At 41.7% G+C, this 20,897-nt stretch carries 16 protein-coding genes; 14 read left to right on the plus strand and 2 right to left on the minus strand.

Features of this window, described 5'->3' with window-relative positions; all coding sequences use genetic code 11:
* The first annotated feature begins 142 nt into the window (after positions 1 to 142).
* Entirely contained in the window at positions 143 to 343 is a 201-nt protein-coding gene (locus AC3E9F_RS00320; RefSeq protein WP_263394060.1) for a mechanosensitive ion channel protein MscL, read from the plus strand.
* A gap of 242 nt (positions 344 to 585) precedes the next feature.
* On the opposite strand, the gene AC3E9F_RS00325 is transcribed toward AC3E9F_RS00320, so the two are convergent.
* Positions 586 to 5,862, minus strand: coding sequence for an SIALI-17 repeat-containing surface protein (locus tag AC3E9F_RS00325; protein WP_490672665.1), 5,277 nt, complete (start codon positions 5,860 to 5,862; stop codon positions 586 to 588).
* Between the two features lie 310 nt (positions 5,863 to 6,172).
* Between AC3E9F_RS00325 and AC3E9F_RS00330 the strand changes: the two genes are divergently transcribed.
* The 12 genes from AC3E9F_RS00330 (at position 6,173) to AC3E9F_RS00385 (ending at position 14,105) form a co-directional block, all read left to right on the plus strand.
* Entirely contained in the window at positions 6,173 to 6,418 is a 246-nt protein-coding gene (locus AC3E9F_RS00330) for a YneF family protein (protein WP_004251708.1), read from the plus strand.
* A 206-nt stretch (positions 6,419 to 6,624) separates the two neighbouring features.
* Complete coding sequence (racE, locus tag AC3E9F_RS00335) at positions 6,625 to 7,419, plus strand: glutamate racemase (protein ID WP_263394058.1); 795 nt, start codon at positions 6,625 to 6,627, stop codon at positions 7,417 to 7,419.
* Positions 7,416 to 8,387 (plus strand): nucleoside-triphosphate diphosphatase, encoded by a 972-nt coding sequence (locus AC3E9F_RS00340; protein ID WP_263394057.1) that lies wholly within the window; start codon positions 7,416 to 7,418, stop codon positions 8,385 to 8,387. The genes racE and AC3E9F_RS00340 overlap by 4 nt, the downstream gene beginning before the upstream one ends.
* Positions 8,363 to 8,884 carry a metallophosphoesterase gene (locus AC3E9F_RS00345; RefSeq protein WP_004251713.1) on the plus strand — a complete coding sequence of 174 codons (522 nt, stop codon included), beginning with the start codon at positions 8,363 to 8,365 and terminating at the stop codon, positions 8,882 to 8,884. The genes AC3E9F_RS00340 and AC3E9F_RS00345 overlap by 25 nt, the downstream gene beginning before the upstream one ends.
* Positions 8,881 to 9,342: a cyclic-di-AMP-binding protein CbpB gene (gene cbpB / locus AC3E9F_RS00350; RefSeq protein WP_263394056.1), complete on the plus strand. Its 462-nt coding sequence runs from the start codon at positions 8,881 to 8,883 to the stop codon at positions 9,340 to 9,342. Before AC3E9F_RS00345 ends, cbpB begins: the two co-directional genes overlap by 4 nt.
* A complete protein-coding gene (gene xerD, locus AC3E9F_RS00355; RefSeq protein WP_263394055.1) occupies positions 9,339 to 10,073 on the plus strand; it encodes a site-specific tyrosine recombinase XerD in 735 nt (244 codons plus the stop codon). The genes cbpB and xerD overlap by 4 nt, the downstream gene beginning before the upstream one ends.
* Positions 10,073 to 10,807, plus strand: a complete 735-nt coding sequence (locus tag AC3E9F_RS00360; RefSeq protein WP_263394054.1) for a segregation/condensation protein A — start codon at positions 10,073 to 10,075, stop codon at positions 10,805 to 10,807. Before xerD ends, AC3E9F_RS00360 begins: the two co-directional genes overlap by 1 nt.
* Before the next feature lie 12 nt (positions 10,808 to 10,819).
* Positions 10,820 to 11,389, plus strand: coding sequence for an SMC-Scp complex subunit ScpB (scpB, locus tag AC3E9F_RS00365; protein WP_263394053.1), 570 nt, complete (start codon positions 10,820 to 10,822; stop codon positions 11,387 to 11,389).
* Entirely contained in the window at positions 11,376 to 12,098 is a 723-nt protein-coding gene (locus AC3E9F_RS00370) for a pseudouridine synthase (RefSeq protein ID WP_490672666.1), read from the plus strand. The genes scpB and AC3E9F_RS00370 overlap by 14 nt, the downstream gene beginning before the upstream one ends.
* Positions 12,098 to 12,334, plus strand: coding sequence for a membrane protein insertion efficiency factor YidD (gene yidD, locus AC3E9F_RS00375; protein ID WP_083312325.1), 237 nt, complete (start codon positions 12,098 to 12,100; stop codon positions 12,332 to 12,334). The genes AC3E9F_RS00370 and yidD overlap by 1 nt, the downstream gene beginning before the upstream one ends.
* A gap of 385 nt (positions 12,335 to 12,719) precedes the next feature.
* Positions 12,720 to 13,784 (plus strand): glutamyl aminopeptidase, encoded by a 1,065-nt coding sequence (gene pepA / locus AC3E9F_RS00380; RefSeq protein WP_263394051.1) that lies wholly within the window; start codon positions 12,720 to 12,722, stop codon positions 13,782 to 13,784.
* Between the two features lie 24 nt (positions 13,785 to 13,808).
* Entirely contained in the window at positions 13,809 to 14,105 is a 297-nt protein-coding gene (locus AC3E9F_RS00385; protein WP_263394050.1) for a bacteriocin immunity family protein, read from the plus strand.
* Positions 14,106 to 14,201: 96 nt separating this feature from the next.
* Here the strand turns inward: AC3E9F_RS00385 and AC3E9F_RS00390 are convergent, their stop codons facing one another.
* Positions 14,202 to 15,833, minus strand: a complete 1,632-nt coding sequence (locus AC3E9F_RS00390) for a Na/Pi cotransporter family protein (RefSeq protein ID WP_263394049.1) — start codon at positions 15,831 to 15,833, stop codon at positions 14,202 to 14,204.
* A gap of 297 nt (positions 15,834 to 16,130) precedes the next feature.
* On the opposite strand from AC3E9F_RS00390, the gene AC3E9F_RS00395 reads away from it, so the two are divergent.
* Complete coding sequence (locus tag AC3E9F_RS00395) at positions 16,131 to 20,858, plus strand: endo-beta-N-acetylglucosaminidase (protein WP_490672667.1); 4,728 nt, start codon at positions 16,131 to 16,133, stop codon at positions 20,856 to 20,858.
* Positions 20,859 to 20,897 lie beyond the last annotated feature (39 nt).

Raw genomic sequence — 20,897 nt, forward strand, 5'->3', positions numbered from 1 at the left:
TATAATCTAGCTAGAAGTTTTCTAGTAAGATTATGAAACTTTTTTATTTTACAGATAAAAGCTTGATTATCTATAAGAATTTGATATACTGAATACAATAAAAATAGAATAGTAATAGTCGGAGTAATCAAGGGAGAATCACATGGACAACCAACCAAATTTTTTTACAGGAATGGCTAGAATTATTGGGACATGCCTCTGGGTAAAAGGAATGGAAGTACTGACTGAGAAGAAGGAATCTGAATCGGAAGTGGTAAAGGTTGCTAAATTTTTGACGGCTTATAAATTGCTATCTTCCTTACCTTGGATTGCGGGACTTCCTAGAAAGGAAGATAAAAAATGAAATTTATTTGGGATATTTTATTTTATATCCTAGTCAAGCCACTGATTACGATTGTAGAATTCATTTGGTATCACATTTGTTTATTTTTTTATGAATTCCTTTTAAATTTGTTATATTCGATTTTTAACTGGATTTATAACTGGCTTTTTAGTTTATTTTAAAAGACTCTGAAAGAAATCAAAAGGATGAGTAATTTACTCATCCTTTTTCTATTTATCTAAATCTTTATAGATTTATTGGGATCACTCTTTTTTACCTTTTAGCAAGAAGGCAGAAGTTAAAGCTAGACTGAGACTTGCCATGAAGAGGAGTGGGCTAGACTCTTCTCCGGTGGCAGGAAGCTGTTTGTCATTTGTAGAATTTTCACCATTGAGCTGGTTTTTATTTGCTAATGGACTAGCTTCTTCGATTTGACTTGAGCTTGGTTGTTGGACTTCTGTTTCAGTCTTGTAGACGATAGCATAAGTAGTCAAATCAATGGTGAGAAACTCAAGCATGCCATCACGAATCTCGAAATCTTGTGCTTTCATGTCTTTTTCTGAACTGAAGCGATAGAATTCTTGGACTGTGCCAGAAATTGGTAATCGAACGAGGACAGCACCTTTTGCTTGGATAGGCTGACCATTTTCATTCTTGAGTTGAATCGCGTAGGCATCATATCTCTTGCCCAAGAGTTCTTGCTTCCCTACTTTCTGGATTTCAAGATAGCTTGCTTCAGCTAACTCATTTTCTCCGCTGATGACTTTAACTCCTGTAGCCTGGTCTTTTAAGGCTTTGAGTTTAAACTCAGGAAGAGAAATGCTTGGAGCCGCCTGGTCGCTCGCAGTACCGATAGGTCCAGTGTACTCAGGGACATCCACAATAGGAGCCGCTTGATCGCTCGCAGTACCGATAGGTTCGGTGTACTCAGGGACATCCACAATAGGAGCCGCTTGATCGCTCGCAGTACCGATAGGTTCGGTGTACTCAGGGACATCCACAATAGGAGCCGCTTGGTCGCTCGCAGTACCGATAGGTCCGGTGTATTCAGGGATATCTAAGATAGGAGCTTCCTGTTCCCCTGCAGTACCGATAGGCTCAGTGTATTCAGGAATATTCATGACAGGAGCTTCCTGGTCGCTCGCAGTACCGATAGGCTCAGTGTATTCAGGAATATCCACGATAGGAGCTTCCTGTTCCCCTGCAGTACCGATAGGCTCAGTGTATTCAGGGACATCCACGATAGGAGCTTCCTGTTCCCCTGCAGTTCCAATTGGGTCAGTATATTCAGGGATGGTCACTACTGGAGCGGGCTCGTCACCCTTACTTGTAACGACTTTTTCTTCCGCAGGTGTATTTTCACCCTTTGGAAAGACAGTTACAATCGTACTGCTTCTTGTTTCTCCTAGGATAGCATAAGCTTCTATTGCATTGCCAGCTTTGCCGTCCGTAGTTTCAGGGATGTCGATTTGCACCTTCTTATCCTTGATGGTTAGGACAGTTTGCTCACCAGAAGTGACAAGATGATCGTCATCGACTTTTCTAAGTAAGAGAGGGTCTTTGACACCAGGGAATGTCACAGCTACAGCATCCCAATTACCAGTTGGTAAAGTAAGTGTAACTGTTTTATCTTCTGCCTTAATTGGTTCGAGGATTGGTGTATCTAGTGATACTGATGGAGCTTTTAGAATATCAAATGAATCAAGAGAGATTTTCTTTCGACCTTCAGGAGAATCTGGGTCCACTTTCAAGGTTAGGACATGGTCACCATCTGCTAAATTAGTGAATTCTCCAATCAATGCTCCTTTTTCGGTAGCTCCGGCAGTGTAAAAGTCAAGGCTTGGCATTTCTTTTCCATCGAGTGTCACAAGTGCCTTGCCAAGGGCAGATGTTTTCAGTCCATAGATACGGATACCTGTACCGGAGAATGGAATTCTTGCAGTTGCTTCAGAAGCGAGACTCTCATCTGCATTAATATCTGCATATTTCTCTGTAGAAGCATAGAGTTCCGCATCAGTCCAGTCTTTAAATGCTGAGCCGTACTGGATACGAGAATCACGATCATCTATTTTCTCAACGGTTTCTCCCTGTCCTGGGAAGACCTTGAAGTAGTCTAAGGAAATTTTTGAGCGTTCACTTCCACGTCCCTTATGTTCACGCTTAACAGTGATAGTCATGAGGTGAGGGCCTGAAGATAGATTTGTATAACGACCGATTAGGACGCCCTTTTCAGTAGCACCAGCTGTATAGAAATCAAGCTCTCCAACAGATTTGCCATCGATTGTAACCTCAGCAAGTCCTAATTGAGAAGATTTGAGTCCGTAGATTTCAATTCCAGGACCATTGAAAGGAATTGTCGCGGTTGCATCCTTATCGGAATAATTCCCATTTGAGATATCGGCGTATTTTTCGGTTCCACCAAATAGTTCTGAGTCAGACCAGTCTCCAAAGGCAGCGCCATACTGAATGCGAGAGTCACGATCGTCCATGAGCTCACTAAAGGCGGAAATTGAAGCAACATCAGAAACAGGTGTTGAACGGTCTCCTAGCATAGCCTTAACGGTATAAGTATAGGCATGGCTTGAATCAATAGAACGGTCGATAAAGCGAGTTTGGTTTGTTGTAAACTCACGGACAGTAGAAGTTTGACCAGTTTCATCTTTACTTTCCCGATGGATGACATAATGAGTCGCCCCTTCAACTGTATTGAAATTGAGTTCTGCCGTCGTTGAATCTTTTCGTTGTGCGGTTAGACGGGTGATACGACCAGGGAAGTTTTCAAAGGTGATGACATCGCCCTTTTGAGTTGCAAGCTGGATGCGATTGTCTTTGATGCGGCTTGCTTGCACTTCCTTACCGTTAACCTTGACAAGGCTAGATTCGATATTTGGATAGTCTACGACTAAGTCTCCACCCACATTAGAAAGGAAGGATAGTGTTTCAAGATTCTTTTCTTTCCATTTCATGCTGACTTCAAAGTTACCACGAGCTACTAGACCTGAGACTTGACCATCTTTCCATGCATCTGGAAGGGCTGGTAATGGGGCAATGTAGCCGGTGTGAGACTGAAGGAGCATTTCTGCCATACCGCTGGTTGCACCAAAGTTCCCATCAATTTGGAAAGGCGCGTGCGTATCCCAGAGGTTTTCTAGAGTTGAGGATCTGAGTTGTTCTGCCAGCAAACGATGGGCACGATTTCCATCTAGGAGACGAGCCCAGAGGTTGATTTTATTAGCCTTAGACCAACCGGTACCACCATCTCCACGATGGTTTAGGGTTACGCGTGCTGCTTCCAGATATTCAGGCTGATCTTTGCCAAATAAGGTTCCTGGGAAGAGCCCAACTAGATGAGAAACGTGACGGTGATGGTTTTCAATTCCTTCATTAGTGAATTGAGGACTGTCTTCTTCGTACCATTCCTTGATACGGCCATCTTGGTTGATATGAAGTGGTTTGAGCTTGTCAAATTTAGCTTTCACTTCGGTAACCAAGTCTTGGTCGACATTGAGATGATTGGCTGCTTCCATATAGTCGTGGAATAGCTGCCAAACCAGAGATTGGTCGAAGGTGTTTCCAATCGTGATGGTTCCATGTTCTGGTGAGTAAGATGGAGAAGATACCCAGCGGTCACTAGATTTGTCGTAGTGCAAGAAGGAATTCCAGAACTTGGCTGTTTCCTTGAGCATTGGATAAATCTTTTCTTTGAGATAGGTCTCATCCTTGGTGAATTTGTAGTAGTCATAGACGTTCTGCATCATCCAAGCATTGGCTGCAGGAGACCAACCCCAATAATAGTTCCAACCTGGTGTTGTCCAGCCAAATGGTGTTGCCTGAGTATGGACCAGCCATCCGTTTTCTTGGCCTTCTTTGGATTCGATCCCTGCATATTCCTTAGCAGCGATACGGCCATAGTAGCGCATGTCATCAATGTAATTGATCATTGGCTTAGCCGTTTCCGCAAGATTGTTCATGTAGGCAGGCCAGTAGTTCATCTGTAGATTGACATTGAGGTGGTAATCGGAGTTCCAAGGTGGATTGTCTACAGCATTCCAGACTCCTTGTAAGTTGGCTGGCAGAGCATCTGTCCGGTCACGAGAAGAACTGATAAGGAGGTAACGTCCATATTGGAAGAAGAGCTCTTCTAGTTTTTGTCCTTTTTCTGGGTTATAGGTATGGAGAGCTTCTTTGGTAGTTTGGCTAGATTTGTTGCCCCCAAGATTTAGTTGAACACGGTTGAAAAGACTTTGATAGTCCTTGATGTGGTTATTTTTTAGGGTTTCATAATCTTTTGCCTTGGCAGCTTCGACGATAGATTTAACAGTATTTTCTAGGTCAATATCCTTGCGATAGTTGGTTTTTGGATTTTGAGCAAAATTGGTCTTGGCACTGAGTAAAAGGGTCGCATAGCTGGCTCCAGTGACGGTCAAATAGCCGTCTTGAGCAGTGACTTGTCCGTCCGTCTTGATTCCAAGATAGGAAGCAAATTTCAGACCATTGTCTTTGACAGTTCCTTTGAGCAAAATACCATGTGAATCAGTCGTAACTGCTCCTTGTTTATAATTCGAATATTCCCAAGAGTAATCTCCATTCGCAAGTAAATCTTCTGTCAAGCTATTCCAAAGGGTAAAATCAAGGGTCTTATCCCCTTTTTTACTCAAGTGGGTCACAGTAACATCGTCAGGATAGCTAGAGAAGGTTTCGCGTTTAAAGTTTGTCCCGTCCTGGGTATAAGAAGTAGTCGAGATAGCCTCAGAAATATCTAAGCCACGATGGTAGTCGGTAACATTCTCCAAGCCTTTCTTTTGGTTGTTAAAGACCATAAAGATATCACCAAAAGATAAGTAACGACCATACTGAGCATTGTTTGGTCCTACGAGGTTACGCTCAGCTAATTGTTTGGCTTTTTGGCGGTTTCCTTCTTCCAATGCTTTACGAATTTCTGCTAAGACCTTATAGCGGTCCTGATAGTTTCCTCCGTTGTAGTCGGTGCTATCCGGTTTTGGACCTCCAGACCAAAGAGTTTTTTCGTTGTATTGGATTCTTTCTTCACCGATTAATCCAAAAACCTTAGCCCCCATTTCACCGTTTCCGACAGGCAAGGCTTGTTTTTCCCAGCCGTCATAAGAAGGAGCAGTTGGTTGGTCGTAATGAAGTTGATAGTTTTCTTGCTTAGTCATAGGAAGTTCTGGCTTTTCACTCTCCTTATTTTCAGAAGGTTCAACTACAGCGTTAGTCTCTGATTGATGATGTGTTTGAGGTAATTCCTTTTCAGGTTTTACCTCTTTGTCAGCTAATTCAGTAGAAGGATGAGTGTCTGTGCTTGGCTGATTCTCCGTCTTTGCTTGACTTGGTTCCTCTACTTTGACATCTACTTTAACCGTCGTCTCACTAACATTCGTTTGATTGTCCTTCACTTCGAGGCTTTCAGCAGCTACATTCTGTGTCGCTAGAAAAACAGCTCCCAGTAAAACAGAAGCAGTACCAATGGTCAATTTTCGGATGCTATACTTACAGGATTTTTCCCAATAGCTTTTCTCCATAAAAACTCCTTTCTCAATTCTGTAAGCGCATACATTTTCTGGTAAAAAAATAAGCCTTGCAGAAAGATGTTTCCTTTGTTTTGTATAATCTTAATATAGCAAATAAATCGATCCAATGCAAGGCTTTTTAGGAAAAACGGTGTTGTTTTACCAAATTTTAGTTCTTTTTTAATTCTATTAAAATAAAAAAGATGAGAGCTGAAAAAATCTGAGCAATCACCTACCATTTATGTAAGCGTAAATCAAACTAGTCAGGCGTGGGACTTTATGGTATAATATAGAAGATTCAAAAAGAAACAGGAGAAATATTATGGACCTTATTTTAGCAATTGTATTGATTGTTTTAGCTTTTCTAGGTGGAGCACTTGGAGGAATGTACTTGGTACGTAAGCAAATCGAAAAAGAATTTGCGGATAACCCACGTTTGAATGCAGAAGCAGTTCGTACTCTTTTGAGTGCAAATGGTCAAAAACCAAGCGAAGCTAAGGTACAACAAGTTTACCACCAAATCATTCGCCAACAAAAAGCAGCCCTTGCTAACAATAAAAAGAAATAAATAGGAAAAGTCTGGGATGAAAATTCCAGACTTCTCACTATGTTCAACTGATATTTAGAGCGAAGACTTTTTCCTTGCATTCTATTGATATTTGATTATGATTAAGAGAGAGACAGTTGGGACTTCACAGACTGTCAAAAATTTCGGTAAGAAATATAATGATAATGAACTATCAATCAGAAAAATAAGACTAGAAAGAAGACTGTATGGATAATCGACCAATTGGTTTTTTGGATTCGGGCGTTGGAGGCTTGACCGTTGTACGTGAGCTCATGCGCCAGCTTCCTCATGAAGAAATCGTCTATATTGGAGATTCGGCACGGGCACCTTACGGGCCTCGTCCTGCTGAGCAAATTCGTGAATATACTTGGCAGTTGGTCAACTTTCTTTTGACTAAGGATGTCAAGATGATTGTCATCGCTTGTAATACTGCAACAGCAGTTGTTTGGGAAGAAATCAAGTCCAAGTTGGATATTCCTGTGCTGGGTGTCATCTTGCCTGGGGCTTCAGCGGCTATCAAATCTAGCCAAGGTGGGAAAATTGGTGTGATTGGAACACCGATGACAGTACAATCAGACATCTATCGTCAAAAAATCCATGATCTAGATCCGGATTTGCAAGTGGAAAGTTTGGCCTGTCCCAAATTTGCTCCTTTGGTTGAGTCTGGTGCCCTTTCAACCAGTGTGACCAAGAAAGTAGTCTATGAAACCCTACGTCCCTTGGTCGGAAAAGTGGACAGCCTGATTTTGGGCTGTACTCATTATCCGCTTCTCAGACCCATTATTCAAAATGTCATGGGGCCTAAGGTTCAACTGATTGATAGTGGAGCGGAGTGTGTGCGGGACATCTCTGTCTTGCTCAATTATTTTGAAATCAATCGTAGCCGTGATGCAGGCCCGCTGCAACACCGATTTTATACAACAGCGAATAGTCAGAGTTTTGCCCAGATTGGTGCAGAATGGTTAGAAAAAGAGATTCATGTGGAGCATGTAACATTATGACAAACAAAATTTATGAATACAAGGATGACCAGGACTGGTATGTAGGTGTCTGGGACGTCTACGGTGGAATCTATAGCCTCATAAAAGATCCTCTTGATCTTGATTTTATGGATTTGGCTCGCATTTTCCGTGATGAGGGAAATGGTTTTCCAATCACGATTACGGTAATGCGCTGGTCTTCCAACTTCCGCTTGCTATCTTTTATCGTTGAGATTTTAAATGCAGAAGCAGGTCGAAACTTGGAAGTCATTCAACGCCAAGGTACCTTGCTCTTAGTTGAAAATGGACAACTCTTGCATGTTGAATTACCTAAAGAAGGAGTCGATGTGGAAGCCTTCTTTGAGACAAACAAGGTCAGAGAAACTTTGCTGATTGCGACTCGTAACGAGGGTAAAACCAAGGAATTTCGTGCTATCTTTGACAAACTTGGCTTTGATGTGGAGAATCTCAATGATTATCCAGACCTGCCTGAAGTTGCTGAAACCGGTATGACCTTTGAAGAAAATGCTCGTCTTAAGGCAGAAACTATCTCTAAATTAACAGGCAAGATGGTTTTGGCAGACGACTCAGGTCTTAAAGTCGATGTCCTCGGTGGATTGCCAGGTGTCTGGTCAGCTCGTTTTGCAGGAGTGGGAGCCACTGACCAGGAAAACAATGCTAAGCTTTTGCATGAATTAGCCATGGTCTTTGAACTCAAGGACCGTTCGGCACAATTCCACACCACCTTGGTCGTGGCTAGCCCAGGTAAGGAAAGCTTGGTGGTCGAAGCCGATTGGCCAGGCTACATTAACTTTGAACCTAAGGGAGAAAATGGTTTTGGTTATGATCCTCTTTTCCTAGTAGGAGAAACAGGCAAGTCATCAGCTGAATTAACCCTTGAAGAAAAAAATAGTCAATCTCACCGTGCCTTAGCCGTTAAGAAACTTTTGGAGGTATTTCCATCATGGCAAAGCAAACCATCATTGTAATGAGTGACTCCCATGGAGATAGCTTGATTGTAGAAGAAATACGTGATCGCTATCTTGGGAAAGTTGATGCCATTTTTCACGATGGTGACTCGGAGCTTCGCCCTGATTCACCGCTCTGGGAAGGAATTCAGGTGGTCAGAGGCAATATGGATTTTTATTCAGATTATCCAGAACGCTTAGTGACTCAACTGGGTCCTACCAAGATTATCCAGACTCATGGACACTTATTTGACATTAACTTCAACTTCCAAAAACTAGATTTCTGGGCTCAAGAGGAAGATGCAGATATCTGCCTCTATGGGCACTTGCATGTACCAAATGCATGGATGGAAGGAAAGACCCTCTTTTTAAATCCAGGTTCTATCAGTCAGCCACGTGGAACTATCAGAGAATGCCTCTATGCCCGTGTGGAGATTGATGATAGCTACTTTAAAGTGGACTTTTTGACACGTAATCATGAGGTTTACCCAGGATTGTCCAAGGAGTTTGCTCGATGATTGCCAAAGAATTTGAACTCTTTTTGCTGGAGCAAGAGGAAACCTTTTTGACTCCTGCCGAAAATTTGGCTGTACTCATTGATACTCACAATGCAGATCATGCAATTCTCCTTCTTAGCCAGATGACCTATACCAGAGTGCCGGTAGTGACTGCTGAGAAAAAATTTGTTGGAACCATTGGTCTTAGAGATATTTTTGCATACCAAATGGAGCAAGGTTTGAGTCAGGAAGTCATGGCAGATATGGATATCGTTCACATGACAAAGAAGGATGTTGCAGTGGTGGCTCCAGATTATACACTGACAGATGTTTTACATAAGCTAGTGGATGAGTCTTTCCTGCCAGTCGTTGATAAGGATGGTATTTTCCAAGGGATTATCACACGGAAGTCAATCCTCAAGGCGGTCAATGCTCTCCTGCATGATTTTAGTAAGGAATATGAGATTCGAAGCAAATGAGAGAATGGATTTTAACATTTTTAGAAGAAAAGCAAAATCTATCTAGTAATTCTAAACAGTCTTATAAATATGACTTGGAGCAGTTTTTAGATCTTATTGGAGAACGAATTTCTGAGACAAGTTTAAAAATCTACCAAGCTCAATTATCAAATTTTAAAATGAGTGCCCAAAAGCGTAAAGTTTCTGCTTGTAATCAATTTCTTTACTTTTTATACCAGAAAGGAAAGATTGGCACCTTTTATCGTTTAGAATTGCCGAAACAGGCTGAAAAAAAACAAGTCAAGTCAGAACTTTTAGACTTGAGTTCTTTCTGGCAAGAAAGTACCTATCCAGAAGGGCGTTTAATAGCATTATTGATAGTGGAATTAGGCCTCTTGCCTAGTGAAATTCTAGCCATAAAAATAAGTGATGTGAATCTAGATTTTCAAGTGTTGAGAATCAATAAAGCTTCTCAACAAAGAATCTTGAGTCTTCCCACAAAATTACTTGCAGAGTTAGAATCCTTGATGGGACAGACCTACATCTTTGAAAAAACTGGTAAGCCATACTCTCGTCAATGGGCCTTTCGTCAGTTAGAATCCTTTCTAAAGGAAAAAGGTTTTGCAGATTTATCGGCTCAAGGATTGAGAGAACAGTTTATATTAAGACAAATCGAAGAAAAGGTTGACTTGTACGAAATCGCTAAAAAATTAGGATTAAAGACAGTCATGACCTTAGAAAAATATAGATAATGGATATTAAATTAAAAGATTTTGAAGGGCCTTTGGACTTGCTCTTACACTTGGTTTCAAAGTATCAGATGGATATCTATGATGTACCGATTACAGAAGTTATTGAGCAGTATCTAGCCTACATATCAACCTTACAAGCCATGCGTTTAGAAGTGGCAGGTGAATATATGGTGATGGCTAGCCAACTGATGCTGATCAAAAGTCGTAAGCTCTTGCCAAAGGTTGCGGAAGTGTCTGATTTAGAGGATGACCTAGAGCAGGATCTCCTTTCTCAGATTGAAGAATACCGTAAGTTTAAACTTTTGGGAGAGCAGTTGGAAGTCAAGCACCAAGAACGAGCTCAATATTACTCAAAAGCACCGACAGAGTTAATTTACGAAGATGCTGAACTTGTGCATGATAAGACCACGATCGATCTTTTCTTAGCCTTTTCAACCTTACTGACCAAGAAAAAGGAAGAATTCTCGAAAAACCATACAACCATTTTACGAGATGAGTATAAGATTGAGGATATGATGGTCATTGTTCGGGAAGCCTTGGTAGAAGGGCAACAACTATGCCTACAGGATTTGTTTAAAGAAACCAAGGATTTGCAAGAGGTTATTACCCTCTTTTTAGCAACCTTAGAGTTGATTAAAACCCAAGAAATTCTCTTGATTCAAAAAGAGAGTTTTGGAGATATTTATCTCATAAAAAAGAATGAGGAAAATCAAGTAGAGCAAAGTCAGGCTTGATTGAGAGGAAGTATGAGTACTTTAGCAAAAATAGAAGCGCTCCTGTTTGTGTCAGGTGAAGATGGGATTAGGGCTCGTCAGTTAGCAGAGCTCTTATCGTTACCACCAACAGGGGTTCAGCAGAGTCTTGAAAAATTAGCCAAAAAGTATGAAAAAGACGAGGATTCTAGTTTGGCCCTGATTGAGACAGGAGGTGCCTACAGATTGGTAACCAAGCCTCAATTTGCAGATGTTTTGAAGGAATATTCTAAGGCGCCAATCAACCAGAGTCTATCTCGGGCTGCGCTTGAAACCCTGTCCATTATTGCCTATAAGCAACCTATCACACGTATAGAAATCGATGCTATTCGTGGGGTTAATTCGAGTGGAGCTTTGGCAAAGTTACAGGCCTTTGACTTGATACGAGAAGACGGAAAAAAAGAGGTTCTTGGTCGCCCTAATCTCTATGTAACTACGGATTATTTTCTAGATTACATGGGTATTAACCATTTGGAAGAATTGCCTGTGATTGACGAGCTTGAAATTCAAGCACAAGAAAGCCAATTATTTGGTGAAAGGATAGAAGAAGATGAGAATCAATAAATATATTGCCCACGCAGGTGTGGCCAGTAGGAGAAAAGCAGAAGAGTTGATCAAGCAAGGCTTGGTGACTGTTAACGGTCAGGTAGTACGTGAATTAGCGACAACCATCAAGTCTGGTGATAAGGTTGAGGTTGAGGGCCAACCCATCTATAACGAAGAAAAGGTTTACTATCTGCTCAATAAACCACGTGGAGTGATTTCCAGTGTAACAGATGATAAGGGACGTAAGACGGTTGTCGATCTTTTGCCTAATGTGAAAGAGCGTATCTACCCTGTGGGACGTTTGGACTGGGATACATCAGGTGTCTTGATTTTGACAAATGATGGTGACTTTACCGATGAGATGATTCACCCACGTAATGAAATCGATAAGGTCTATGTTGCGCGTGTAAAAGGGATTGCCAACAAAGAAAACCTTCGCCCCTTGACTCGAGGAGTTGAGATTGATGGCAAGAAAACCAAGCCAGCTGTCTATGAAATTCTCAAAGTGGACCCAGTTAAAAACCGCTCAGTTGTTCAATTGACCATCCATGAAGGACGTAACCACCAAGTTAAAAAAATGTTTGAAGCTGTAGGTCTTCAAGTTGACAAGTTGTCACGGACCCGTTTTGGACACCTAGACTTGACAGGTCTCCGTCCAGGTGAATCCCGTCGTCTCAATAAAAAGGAAATTAGCCAACTACATACTATGGCTGTAACCAAGAAATAATGAAAAGAATGTTAATTGCGCCTGTGCGATTTTACCAACGCTTTATATCCCCGGCTTTTCCGCCTTCTTGTAGATTTGAACCAAGCTGTTCAAACTACATGATTCAGGCTATTGAAAAGCATGGATTTAAGGGGGTTCTCATGGGATTGGCACGGATTTTACGATGTCATCCTTGGTCTGAAATAGGTAAGGATCCTGTTCCGGACCACTTTTCTTTAAAGAGAAATTCAAAGTAAAAAGAGGCTAGGACAAAAGTCCTAGCCTCTCAATTGTCTTTGGATTGTCGAGCAAGACGCAGTGGTTGAGTGGGTTCTACTAGGCTGATTTCATCAGCTTTTACAGCCTTATACTCTTCGAAAATCAAATTCAAACCACGTCAGCGTCGCCTTACCGTACTCAAGTACAGCTTGCGGCTAGCTTCCTAGTTTGCTCTTTAATTTTCATTGAGTATTACTCAACTGTGCGGAGGTGGGACGACGAAATCGAATTCTAACGAATGACCGATTTCTGTCCCACTCTCTTTTTTTGTTTCAAGGAGTAATTTGCTGGGTAAAATATCGATTTCTACTACCCTTCTCCTATAAAAAGTGGTAAAATGGTGGAAAGAAAGAAGGAACTGAAATGACAACATTATTTTCTAAAATCAAAGAAGTAACAGAACTTTCTGCTATCTCAGGTCATGAAGCACCTGTTCGCGCTTATCTTCGTGAAAAACTAACACCTCACGTGGATGAAGTAGTGACAGATGGGTTGGGTGGCATTTATGGTATCAAACATTCAGAAGTTGCGAATGCTCCACGCGTCTTGGTGGCATCTCATATGGATGAAGTAGGCTTTATGGTTAGTGAAATCAAACCAGATGGAACTTTCCGAGTAGTCAGCATCGGTGGTTGGAATCCAATGGTTGTTAGTAGCCAACGTTTTAAACTCTTTACTCGCCAAGGACGTGAAATTCCAGTAATTTCAGGTTCAGTGCCTCCACATTTGACTCGTGGCACAGGTGGGCCAACCATGCCGGCTATTTCAGATATCGTTTTTGACGGTGGTTTTGCGGATAAGGCTGAGGCTGAAAGCTTTGGTATCCGTCCTGGAGATACCATCGTCCCAGATAGTAGTGCAATCCTAACAGCAAACGAAAAAAATATCATCTCAAAAGCCTGGGATAACCGTTATGGTGTTCTCATGGTTAGCGAGTTGGCTGAAAACTTATCAGGTCAAAAACTAGGAAATGAACTTTACCTTGGGGCTAACGTCCAAGAAGAAGTTGGCCTTCGTGGAGCCCACGCATCAACAACAAAATTTGACCCAGAAGTATTTCTTGCTGTGGATTGTTCACCAGCTGGTGATGTTTATGGTGGTCAAGGTAAGATTGGTGATGGAACCTTGATTCGTTTCTACGACCCAGGTCACTTGCTTCTCCCAGGCATGAAAGATTTCCTTTTGACAACTGCTGAAGAAGCTGGAATCAAATATCAATACTACTGTGGAAAAGGTGGAACTGACGCCGGGGCAGCTCATCTGAAAAATGGTGGTGTACCATCAACAACAATTGGTGTCTGTGCTCGTTATATCCACTCACACCAAACACTCTACGCTATGGATGATTTCCTTGAAGCACAAGCTTTCTTACAAGCCCTGGTTAAAAAATTGGATCGCTCTACTGTAGATTTGATTAAAAATTATTAAACAGCAAAGAGGGAGGTGATAGGGATGGAAGAACCAAACCTAGAAACCTTGATTCGGGATCTTTACAACAATGCCCGTCAGAATCTTAGTGAAGATTTAGTGGTTGCACTTGTAGAGACTGCTAAGCAATTACCAAGCATCAATGAGCGGTTGCTAGCGGTGCGTCTTTCAGGTCTGGTTACTCTTGAACTGCTCAAGAACCCTAAAACACCAGCACCAGAGTTAGTCAATCTGGCCCGCTTTATCAAAAGAGAGGAAGCCAAGTACAGGGGTTCTGCTGCCTCTGCCCTTATGATTGGGGAACTATTTAAAATGCTTTGATTCCATTGTGAATCAAAGCATTTTTCTATCCATTAGAAAAGAGACTCTCAAATAAGAGACGAAAAAACCACCTAAGTCAAGGTGGCTTCTTATCTATTAAATTTGTTCTGCTAGAACCTTTTCAGCAAGGTTCATAGCGTGGTCTGATACACGAGTGTAGTGTGAAATAATATCGATAAAGTTGACACCTGCTTGGGTAGAACATTCTCCGTTATTTAGACGTTTGATGTGAGTCTTACGAAGGACACGTTCCATGTTATTGATGGCATCATGACGTTCAATAAGAGATTCTGCTTTCTCGAGGTCGTTGTTTTCCACACTCTCAAGAGCCTCTTTGACGAATTCACTAGTTTTAAGATAAATCTCTGCTAGTTCTTCTAAGGCAGCCTCAGAGAATTGAACATTCTTGCGTTGCAAGTAATCATTAAGATTAAGCAGGGCTTCTGCGTGGTCTCCGATACGTTCCAAGTCTCGTGAAGAGTCAAGGATATTTGTTAAGACTTCACTCTCTTTTTGGCTCAAAGCTTCACCAGATAAACTAATGAGGTAACGAGTCAATTTTTCATCAATGGTATTGATAGCTTCTTCAGTCTTATGTCCCTTCTCTGCAACTTTTTCATTAGAGTTGATGATATAGTCGTAAGAGAGGTCAAAGGCTTTAGCAGCATAATTACCCAAGTGTAGAAGTTCTTTTTTAGCATTTCCAAGAGCGATAGATGGAGCTTGTTTGATCAGTTGCTCATCAAGGTAGAGAGGTTCGTATTTGACAACTTCGTCTTCTCCAGGGATAAGCTTGGTTACCAAGAAGGCAAGAGCTCCGATGAATGGGAACTGTATAATCGTGTTGGTAATGTTAAAGGTTCCGTGGGCAAAGGCAATGGTCATTTCTGGAGCTAGATTTAAGAAGCTCTCAAACCATTGGATTAAGCCTGTAAATGGAACGAGGAAGATAATACAGATAACAGTTCCGATAACGTTAAAGGCTACATGGGCTGCGGCTACACGTTTGGCTGCAATATTAGCACCCAAGGAAGCGATAATAGCAGTGATGGTTGTTCCGATGTTATCTCCAAAGAGAACTGGTAGGGCACCCTGAAGGTCAATCAGATGGCTAGCGTAGAGATTTTGTAGGATCCCGATGGTTGCGGAGGAGGCTTGAATCAGAAGGGTTAAACCTGTTCCGACAAGAACACCCAAGATTGGATTTTTACTAAGTTCTACCATGTAGTCTTTAAAGACTTGTAAATCCTTAAGGGGTTCCATAGCGCCACTCATAAGATTGAGGGCAAAGAAGATACCACCGACACCAAAGAGGATTCGTCCAACATTATTTATCGAGCGATTTTTTGTAAAGAAGAGGCAGACAGCTCCGATAAAGAGCATCGGTAAAGCGTAGTCTCCCAATTTAAAACCGATGATAAAGGATGTGACGGTTGTTCCAATATTGGCTCCCATAACAATCCCAATAGCCTGACGCAGGGTCAATAGTCCGGCACTAACCAGACCAACTGTAATAACCGTAACACCTGAACTCGATTGAATCAGGGCAGTCATCCCAATTCCAACTAAAATTCCAAAGAAAGGATTGCTAGTATATTTGTCAATGTAATATCGAAGACGATCTCCAGCTGCTTGTTGCAAACCGTCTCCCATGGTCTTGATACTATACAAAAATAGACCCAGACCACCTAAAAAGTGAAAAATAATTTCCTGCCAATTAATGGACATTTCCTTTTTCCTCCGAAAAATAATCACGGAATTTCTCCCATTCTATTTTAAAGGATTAATAGCAATCTAACAAGTAGTAAATGAAGTTTTTTAAGAAAAATGCTAGTAAAAGTAGAAAAATGCTTCTGATTGTCTAATTTATATCATTTATTCACTCCTTTATAGATATTTATGGGCAAGTGTTGACTCTACTTATAAATATCGTAAAATGAAAATGAACAGTTCTGCTACTTTAAGGGCAGTTACTTTTTTTAAATAAAAATAAAGCGCTTACTTTTGGAAGTAAAAGGAGAAAAAATGAAGAATCCATTTTTTGAGAAACGTTACCGCTATAGTATTCGAAAATTATCAGTTGGTGCCTGCTCTTTGATGATTGGTTCGGTTTTATTTGCCAACCAAGCTCTAGCAGAAGAAGTTGCAATCCCAGCGAATGAAACAACGACTACTGCCGTGGCTACAGAGCAAGCATCGCCAACCACATCAGAGCAATCAACTACAGCTTCACCTGAGGTATTAAAGCAGTTGGAAGAGACAGAAAACAAGGTTAGTGAACAACCTATTTCAGAAGAAAAACCAACCTTGGACCAATTGACTGCAGCTGATAAGGAAGTAGCTAGTCCGGTTGCTGAAGCGCCTAAGGCTGAAGAGGCACCTGTAGCTACAGAAAATAAGGCTGAAGAGAAAGCAACTGTCTCAGATGTTCCTAAGAAAGAAGAAAAAAGTCTTCGACCAAAAGAAATTAAGTTTGACACTTGGGAAGATTTGTTGAAATGGGAATCGGGTGCCCGTGAAGACGACGCTATTAATCGTTCTTCAGTTGAATTGGCTAAACGTTACCGTGGGCATGTAGTCAACGAAAAAGCCAATAAGGATGCCAAGGTTGAAGCTCTTGCCAATACCAACTCTAAGGCCAAAGACCACGCTTCTGTAGGTGGTGAAGAGTTTAAAGCCTATGCTTTTGACTACTGGCAATACTTGAATTCAATGGTCTTCTGGGAAGGGCTTGTTCCAACTCCAGACGTGATTGATGCTGGTCACCGTAATGGTGTCCCAGTATTAGGTACTCTATTCTTCAACTGGTCTAATAGTATTGCAGACCAAGAAAAATTTGCTGCAGCCCTTCAACAAGACGAAGACGGTACTTTCCCTATCGCTCGTAAGTTGGTTGATTTGGCTAAATACTATGGATTTGATGGCTACTTTATCAACCAAGAAACAACAGGAGATATCGTAACGCCTCTTGGTAAGAAAATGCGTGATTTCATGCTTTATACCAAGGAATATGCAGCTCAAGTTAATCATCCAGTCAAGTATTCTTGGTACGATGCCATGACTTATGAATATGGCCGTTACCATGAGGATGGACTTGGTGAGTACAACTATCAATTCATGGAAAAAGAAGGCGATAAAGTACCTGCTGATCACTTCTTTGCAAACTTTAACTGGACTAAAGAGAAAAATGATTACTCTGTAACAATGGCGAAATGGCTAGGACGCAGTCAGTATGATGTTTTTGCAGGTTTGGAATTGCAACAAGGTGGTTCTTATAAGACAAAAGTGAAATGGGATGCCCTTTTTGATGAAAATGGCAAACTTCGCTTATCACTTGGTCTCTTTGCCCCTGATACTATCACTAGTCTTGGGAAGACAGGAGAAGACTATCACAAGAATGAAAATATCTTCTTCACAGGCTACCAAGGAGATCCAACTGGTCAAAAACCAGATGACAAGGACTGGTACGGAATTGCTAACCTAGTAGCTGACCGTACACCAGCAGTGGGACGTACCTTTACAACATCCTTTAACACTGGACATGGTAAAAAATGGTTTGTAGACGGTAAAGTTTCTAAGGATTCGGAATGGAACTATCGTTCTGTATCAGGTATCTTGCCTACATGGCGCTGGTGGCAAACTTCATCAGGTGCTAAACTTCAAGCTGATTATGACTTTGAAGATGCCTACAATGGAGGGAATTCACTCAAATTTGCGGGTGATTTAGCTGAAAATACCAACCAAGATGTTCGCCTTTACTCTACTAAACTGGAAGTAACAGATAAAACAAAACTTCGTGTTGCCCATAAAGGTGGTAAGGGAAGCAAGGTCTATGTGGAGTTTGCGACTCAGAAAAACTATACCTATGGTGGCGAGAATACTCGTAAAGAGCTGACTTTATCTGACGATTGGACAAAAGATGAATTTGATTTGAGTGCCTTGGCAGGTCAGACTATTTACGGCATCAAGCTCACTTTTGAAAATACTGCTGCCCTTAAGGGCTATCAATTTAACTTGGGTGAGTTGACTGTAACAGATAATCAAGAGGCTCCTCAAGCACCAACAGCTCTAAAAGTAGCTAAGCAATCTCTTAAAAATGCCCAAGAAGCAGAAGCCATTGTCCAATTTACTGGAAATAAAGATGCTGATTTCTATGAAGTTTATGAGAAGGATGGCGATGCTTGGCACCTATTGACAGGCTCATCTGCCACTACTATCTACCTACCAAAAGTTAGCCGTTCAGCTAGTGCAACTGGTACTAGTCAAGAGTTGAAGGTTGTCGCAGTTGGTAAGAATGGCCTTCGTTCTGAAGCAGCAACTACAAACTTTGACTGGGGAATGACTGTCCAAGACACAAGTCTTCCAAGACCATTAGCAGAAAATATCGTTCCAGGAGCGACTGTTATCGGAAGTACCTTCCCAGACACAGAAGGCGGCGAAGGTATCGAAGGTATGTTGAATGGAACTATCACTAGCTTATCTGATAAATGGTCTTCTGCTCAGTTGAGCGGTAGTGTTGATATCCGTTTGACACAACCACGCCGTGTCGTTAGATGGGTCATGGACCATGCCGGTGCTGGTGGAGAATCTGTCAACGATGGTTTGATGAATACTAAGGACTTTGACCTCTACTATAAGGATGAAGCTGGAGAATGGAAACTAGCCAAGGCTGTTCGTGGCAATAGAGCTCACGTTTCAGACATTACCCTTGATAGCCCAATTACGGCCCAAGACTGGCGTTTGAACGTCATTACGTCTGACAATGGAACACCATGGAAAGCCATTCGTATCTACAACTGGAAGATGTATGAAACTCTTGATACGGAGAGCCCAAACATCCCAATGGCTAAAGTTGCAGCGCGTGTTCTAACGGACAATAAGATTCAACTTGGATTCTCAGAAGTTCCTGCTGGAGCAACAATTACAGTCTATGACAAGGCAGATTCACAAACTCCTATCGCTAGTTTAAACACAGTAGTTGGAGGGGATCTAGCAACAGATCCATTGAGCTTTGAAAAACGTCCAAGCCTTCTTTACTACCGAACACAATTGCCAGGGAAAGAAATCAGTAATACCCTTGCTGTAACGATTCCTCAGGATGAAAGAAAGATTAAGTCTGTCAGTCTAGAAGTAGCACCTAAAAAGACAACTTACCAAAACGGCGAGGAATTGAATCTCAAAGGTGGTCTTCTTCGCGTCAAATATGAGGGTGAAGAAGCAGACGAAGTCATCAATCTCAGTCACGCAGGTGTAGTTGTTAACGGCTACGATGCTCACCATCATGGCGAACAAGAGTTAACGGTAACCTATCTTGGTCTTCCAGTTGCAGGTAGCTTTAAGGTTCAAGTCACTGGTGAAGAAGCTGGTCCAAAAGAAGTCGCAGCCTTGTATATTAGCAAGCAACCGAAAATTGACTACTTGGTAGGCGATGCTCTGAACTTATCAGAAGGCCGCTTTAAGGTCTTGTATGATGATGAAACGGAGACTGAACATAACTTTACAGACCAAGGAGTCGAAATTACAGGTTATGATGCTCAAAAAACAGGCCGTCAAAAACTTCAGTTGCACTATCAAGGACAAACTGTCGAATTTGATGTTCTAGTATCACCTAAAGCAGCTGTCAATGACGAATATCTGAAACAAGAAATCACATCTGCTCAAGGTCGCAAAGAAACAGTAGCTTATACATTTGCGGATGCAGTAAAACAAGCAGCTCTTGTTGAGAAGATTGATGCAGCAAAAGCGATTTTAGAAAACCATGATGCTAGTCAAGAAGCAGTCAACCAAGCTTTGAATGACTTGAAACAAGCTGGTGCAGACTTGAATGGTGTACAGGTTTATCAAGCAGCTAAAGAAGAACTTGAAACTCTACTAGGAAAAGTTCGTGAGAAAAATGCAGATGATCAAATCATCGCTCAAACAGAAACTCTCATTGGCTCAACAAATCCTACTCCAGAAGCCTTTGCGGACATGAAAGAAAAGCTGAATAAGAAACTAACTCCTGCAGAAGAAAGCCACCATGTGGGTAGCTTAGAAGAAGAAGCGGCTCCAACAGTTGAAGCTCTACCTGAGCTAGTGGTTGAAACAGAAACTCAAGTCTTCGAACGCCAAGAACGTCCAGCAGGAGACCTCTTGGTGGGAGAACGTCGTATTGTTCAGGCAGGTGTAGAAGGTCAGACTCGTCGTCTGATTGAAGTTGATGCTAAAGGCAACCGCACTCTTCTTGAGACAGAAGTAGTCAAGGAAGCAGTGGCTGAGATTACTGAAGTTGGTACGAAGGTAGAAAGCCGTGTTCAACCGCTAGATGGACAAAAAGATTTGACTATCAGCAATCCAACATTAGTAGTTGAGGAAGAAAAGGTTGCATACGGCCATGAAGAACGAGTAAATCCTAGTCTTCAAGCAGGAGAACGTCGTATCGTTCAGGCCGTAGTTGAAGGGCTTCGTAGAAATCTTGTAGAAGTTGACACAGAAGGCAACCGCAGTCTTAAGGGGACAGAAGTAGTCAAAGAAACTGTAACTGAGATTGTTGAGATTGGGCCAAAAGTGGATGCCCCAGCTGACAAACCTCTTGCCCCTGCTCCAGTAGCACAAGTAGCTAAGCAGGAAGTAGCACAAGCACAAGCTGAAAGACCTGAAGGAAAACAACTTCCAAGTACAGGTGAAGGAGTAGATGCAAATCTCCTTGCACTTGGATTGGTTGGAGTTCTAGGTGGCTTTGGACTTCTCGCTCAAAAGAAAAAAGAGGATTAAGCTAGATTTTTAATCTAAAATTGACTTCATAACAATAAA

This window comes from Streptococcus sp. SCPM-O-B-15277 (M60) (genome assembly GCF_058200335.1).

Bases quoted from the DNA above. Each gene is read 5' to 3' on its own strand.
- AC3E9F_RS00320 (WP_263394060.1), top strand. From the start codon at position 143: ATGGACAACCAACCAAATTTTTTTACAGGAATGGCTAGAATTATTGGG.
- AC3E9F_RS00390 (WP_263394049.1), bottom strand. From the start codon at position 15,833: ATGTCCATTAATTGGCAGGAAATTATTTTTCACTTTTTAGGTGGTCTG.
- AC3E9F_RS00330 (WP_004251708.1), top strand. From the start codon at position 6,173: ATGGACCTTATTTTAGCAATTGTATTGATTGTTTTAGCTTTTCTAGGT.
- AC3E9F_RS00360 (WP_263394054.1), top strand. From the start codon at position 10,073: ATGGATATTAAATTAAAAGATTTTGAAGGGCCTTTGGACTTGCTCTTA.
- AC3E9F_RS00325 (WP_490672665.1), bottom strand. From the start codon at position 5,862: ATGGAGAAAAGCTATTGGGAAAAATCCTGTAAGTATAGCATCCGAAAA.
- AC3E9F_RS00395 (WP_490672667.1), top strand. From the start codon at position 16,131: ATGAAGAATCCATTTTTTGAGAAACGTTACCGCTATAGTATTCGAAAA.
- racE (WP_263394058.1), top strand. From the start codon at position 6,625: ATGGATAATCGACCAATTGGTTTTTTGGATTCGGGCGTTGGAGGCTTG.
- yidD (WP_083312325.1), top strand. From the start codon at position 12,098: ATGAAAAGAATGTTAATTGCGCCTGTGCGATTTTACCAACGCTTTATA.
- AC3E9F_RS00345 (WP_004251713.1), top strand. From the start codon at position 8,363: ATGGCAAAGCAAACCATCATTGTAATGAGTGACTCCCATGGAGATAGC.
- cbpB (WP_263394056.1), top strand. From the start codon at position 8,881: ATGATTGCCAAAGAATTTGAACTCTTTTTGCTGGAGCAAGAGGAAACC.
- pepA (WP_263394051.1), top strand. From the start codon at position 12,720: ATGACAACATTATTTTCTAAAATCAAAGAAGTAACAGAACTTTCTGCT.
- scpB (WP_263394053.1), top strand. From the start codon at position 10,820: ATGAGTACTTTAGCAAAAATAGAAGCGCTCCTGTTTGTGTCAGGTGAA.
- AC3E9F_RS00370 (WP_490672666.1), top strand. From the start codon at position 11,376: ATGAGAATCAATAAATATATTGCCCACGCAGGTGTGGCCAGTAGGAGA.
- xerD (WP_263394055.1), top strand. From the start codon at position 9,339: ATGAGAGAATGGATTTTAACATTTTTAGAAGAAAAGCAAAATCTATCT.
- AC3E9F_RS00385 (WP_263394050.1), top strand. From the start codon at position 13,809: ATGGAAGAACCAAACCTAGAAACCTTGATTCGGGATCTTTACAACAAT.
- AC3E9F_RS00340 (WP_263394057.1), top strand. From the start codon at position 7,416: ATGACAAACAAAATTTATGAATACAAGGATGACCAGGACTGGTATGTA.